Here is a 4,528-nt window from a genome sequence, read left to right as displayed (position 1 = left end):
AGTTTATCGCTCTCTAACCCACAACGAGGACAGGTTGCTTTTTTATTTTTCGATTCGATTCGGCAAACTATACCGATATTTTCTAGGTGTAGATAGCCTTGAATAGACGTTCCTTTTAGGTTCAAAAATTTGTCAAGTATCATAAGTAAAATACTCTGGTTTTTGGCTATTATATCAAATTTTAACTCAATTGTCTATCTTTTGGTATTAACCAGTTTGTACCTCAAGTTTTTCCCTGTATGAATTTCAGCTATTTTTGAGACTAGGTACTCTCATCGAATTTTATTTTAAGTTAATTATTTGCATAACAATTACCGAAGAGCCGACAAAACAAAGCGAGCAACTGGAACATCTCCCCCTAGATGTTAAGTCTGATTGCCTGGTCATTCTCAACAAGCACTGTTTATTGATAATGACCGGGGGAACCCTGAAATTTTCGGCTTAGTTGGTGGCAGCTTGCCGCCAACTCACTCCTCTAGATAAGTATTTTGACTCAGGCATCTTCCTCTTTTGAGACGTTGTGACACTTAGGGTGCGGAATGTGGGATCGAATGCAGCAACGCCGAAAAGCGCATTCGTTCAAGGCAAAGTAAACTGTTGCAAAAATTTCCAGACCACTTCACTAGCATTGATTGCCTGACTGTTCTTGCCCACTAGATTTTCATGGTTTCGATTGCTAAAACCGTTTTGGTTAGCTCGTCTCATGATTCGCCCTCCAGGCCAACCATGACCTCCTCCCTCAATGCGATAGAGCATGACAGTGGCGTTTTGATGACAACCTGAATACTGGTAAGATACCACTGTAGTTCCATCCTGCTCCGTGTCAGGAAGTCGTTCCTCTTTTGGCGTTGCCGAGCAGCCATTATTTTTGCGCCAAAATGCCACCGTCTCAGGAACTGAAAGGATTTCTCCTCTGGCACCCACTGTCATTTCTCCTCCTACCCAAGGGACAAGTCTATCCTCAGTGCCATTGATCATAAGTACGGGAATAGGTCTTTGGGGCCGACATCTAGATTCGAGGGATTTTGCCATCGTCGAACTGACAGAGGCGATCGCAGCAATTTGGTTAGCCATTTCGCATCCTAATCTTTGGGCAAAAAACCCTCCATTGGAACCCCCAGTAACATAGATTCTTTTTCTGTCAACATTCCTCAATTTTTCTACGTCTTCAATCACGGCCCGAACGAAAGCAACATCGTCAATTTCTGGGTGAACCTCAGGGGTGTTGCGTCCGTCATTCCATTGCCCCCCAATAGCACCTAAGTCAATGCCGTTAGGATAGACAACGAGAAAATCTTCTCTATCAGCTAAATCGTTAAAGCCAGTTTTCGCCGCCATGGTATCCCCCTGACCAACACCACCGTGAAAAGCTAACAACAGTGGCATAGGTCTGTCCCTAGTATAAGAACCAGGAGTGTAAAGATAGTAACTTCTTTCTAACCCTTGATTGTATAGAGTTCTCAAGACCATATCTTGATTGAGATTAACTCTCCTTCTTCTTCTCATTGTCTGCGATAGTAACTGTTCCTTTAAACTTTCTTGGGGTTGTGGCTGGCTGGCATAACAAGCGGTCAAAAATAAGAGAGTAAGCAGACATAAAAGAAAAATCATGCTTGTCATTCGCCTGAGCTTTCCAATTTTCATTTTAAGCAAATTGTCAACATTATAAGGGAGTGATTGGGTTTAAGGAAGCCAAGACCAAATTTCGATCTGGAAGAAACGCACAATTGGACTGGAAAAAGCGACAATGAAGGGTTTCATCGGCCCTTCAATCTTAGCATAGCCCGTCATCCCAGTCTTAAAAAGGTGTTTTTCATAAGGAATTTCCACCAAAACCTTCACAACTGGTTCTGAAGACAAATCGCCTGTTGTTGTGCTGTTGTCAGCCGAGGGGGTAATGGAGACAACTTTCCCCATAATGGTTTCCGTGGGATAGGCATTGAGTTTGATTTGAACCTTCTTACCAATCGAAAATTGTCCGACATCGTACTCTGGAACTTGCACTTCTGCCAAGATCTTGGTAGCATCTTGCGCTGTCGCAAAGGTCTCTCCTTGATCCAAATAGCTACCCACTTTGGTGTCCAGATAAGGAGTTACTAGATAACCATCCAAGGGCATGACTAAGGTGGTGAGTTTGAGTTTATCTCGCTCTTGCTGCTCTTGTTTCCTTAAGCGTTCTAGCTCGGCACGAGCCACTTCCACATCCTGCCGAGCCGCTTCAATCTCGTCGGGGTAGGGACCGGCTAACAGTAACTTGAGCTGAGATTCACTTGTCTCCAAAACTCTTTGCTTGCTTGCTAGCTGGCTGCGTGCTTGTTCGATTACTTGTTGCTGTTGTAACAAAGCCTGGCGCTTTTCTTCCGCTTCAATTTTCTTGGTTTGAGCGTTCCTTTGGGCATCTTCTACAAGATTTAGGGCAATTGCTCCCTCTTTGTAACCTTCTTCCAGGCGAGAAGCCTCACGGAAATAAAAATCAGCTTGGGTGAGCGCGCTTTCTATTTGCTTCTTGATTACCTCTAAATTTTGCTTGTCCACTGCTACCTCTTTCTTAGCTTTATCTACTTCTTCTCGAGCTATCTTTACCTGATTGCGGGCTACTTCCACATCTTCCTTTCTTGGCGTGGCTAAAAGTTTAGCTAGATAAGATTGCTTAATTTTGACATCGCCTAGCGCTTTTTCGATTTGAGATTGCAGCGTCTCTATCGTATCTTCAATATCGACATCTTCCATCTGGGCAATGACCGTTCCTTTGCGGATTAATTGCTCGTTACCCCCTGGGAACATGACGCGAGTAATTTTGCTTTTACCATCAACTTCAGCCTGAATAGCCACCTCGGCGGGAGTGAGCAATTGCAGGGGACCTCCTGGCATAGTCCGATAAGGCAGAAAAAGCAGCGTTACCAAACCAGCTAGGATAAAAAATTTCAGATTTTTCTTCAGCCAAGGCTGAAAGCCCTGGCGAGAGCGACTTGAGGGCTTTTTTGAGTTCTTAGTCTCTTCTGTCAAGTTAGAAGGAAGCCCACTCGTACCTTGGGAATTCCGTCCCCTGAAGAACAAGCGAGAAACCTGTTTGCGAAAACCGATGAATACCAGGACGGAGACGATAATTATCGCTGATTCAGCCCCAAAAATTTCTGGAAAAAGTGTGTATAGACCTTTGGCAAAATTGGTAACGATCAAATAGATCATCAGTAAACAAAATAAGATACTCCCCAGACCAAACCCGGCAAGCATCAATTTTTCTCTCGTCGATAAAAAACTAGGCAGATTCCGCCCCTTGATCACCATCCCCCACGCTCTGAAAGACTGAGACATAAAGTTATCAGGCAGTCGGAAAAAAGCGATCAAGAAATAATAGCCATAGAGAGGCCAGAGAGGGCAAGCCATCAACACAAAAGTTGCCAAAGCTGCATGGGCGAGTAAGAGGAGCCAAATATGAAATGCTGTTCCTGAACTTCTCTGTGCGTACCAAAAAATCATACCAAAGCTAAAGATAAAAAGGCGCATGATCAAGGGAGTCCCATAGATCCAGAGTTGGGCCTTTCGTGGTACGCTTTGATAATCTCTCAGATCCACATGGAAGTGAGGCTTGAATCCTAAAGCTAAGGTCATGCCAAACACGCTGGAACGACCGCCATAGGCAGCAAACACCGTCCCTTGAATAATACGGCCGCATAAATTCAAGATTAAAATGTCAACTAAATAACTTAGGACAAAGGGTAAGCCATCAACAAAACGCCCCACGTCGTACCATAAAACCGTCCTATTATTCCAAAACGTCAATAGAGCAATAGGTAAAAGAGGCAGCAATAGCCAAGTTGACCATCTAAGCCAACGGTGGCAAGGGTGAGTCCAACGGGCTAGGCTAGTAAAAACGGCATCAGGGTTAGGATGTTTCCAAATAAAAAGCAACGAATGCTGCTTGGATTTTTTCTTGGTTGGCGAGGAGTTTTTGTGACCGTTTCCTTCCTCGGATTGAGAGGATGGCAATTGGTTCTGATGCGGTTCTAGTAGTCCAAAACTATCAATCTGTCCAGCAAACTTCTGGTAATCTTCTTCAGTGAGACTGATATTAAAGCGTTCTTGAAAACTAGCCAAGATTTCTGGTACAGATGTCACCCCATCCATAAGTTGACATAAAAAATATTCTTCTTCCCCGAATTCAAAAGTTTCCTGAGAGATGGGATCTTGAATAAAATAACGCTTGGCCGAGGTTTGACGATCTATTTTCCTGGTGACAAGCAAATCCTCACGCAAGCAATTGGAGAGAGGCATAGGCATAGAAGAGCTATTAATAAAAAATTATAGACATGATACTAGATTTATTTTAAAGCATAGTATATGGTATGGTTAACTAGGCTCTTCGGGACTTGGTATGGTTCGATATGGGGGCATAAATCGACTAAATCCTTATCTGGCAAGAGATTTAATTGATTAGTTCGCTCTAGATAGAAAACAATTGGCCAAAATCGAAGCAATGCCTTTCTCTATAAGGGTTCCATCCCTTATAACCCCCGTCCATTGCATA

Annotated in this window: 2 protein-coding genes and 2 pseudogenes; all 4 read right to left on the bottom strand. The window is 43.5% G+C overall.

The window, feature by feature from the left end; translation table 11 throughout:
* Positions 1 to 143, bottom strand: a pseudogene (locus O9332_RS08815) (ISL3 family transposase); the annotation flags it as partial.
* Positions 144 to 579: 436 nt separating this feature from the next.
* Positions 580 to 1,620, bottom strand: a complete 1,041-nt coding sequence (locus O9332_RS08810) for an extracellular catalytic domain type 1 short-chain-length polyhydroxyalkanoate depolymerase (protein WP_288024966.1) — start codon at positions 1,618 to 1,620, stop codon at positions 580 to 582.
* Positions 1,621 to 1,683: 63 nt separating this feature from the next.
* Positions 1,684 to 4,098 (bottom strand): HlyD family secretion protein, encoded by a 2,415-nt coding sequence (locus O9332_RS08805; protein ID WP_288024963.1) that lies wholly within the window; start codon positions 4,096 to 4,098, stop codon positions 1,684 to 1,686.
* 224 nt (positions 4,099 to 4,322) lie between these two features.
* Positions 4,323 to 4,527: pseudogene (locus O9332_RS08800) on the bottom strand (hypothetical protein).
* Position 4,528 lies beyond the last annotated feature (1 nt).

It is taken from the genome of Microcystis sp. LE19-10.1B (genome assembly GCF_027530565.1).
In the GTDB taxonomy this organism is placed as follows: Bacteria; Cyanobacteriota; Cyanobacteriia; order Cyanobacteriales; family Microcystaceae; genus Microcystis; species Microcystis aeruginosa.
This window is presented reverse-complemented; position numbering and strand designations above follow the sequence as displayed.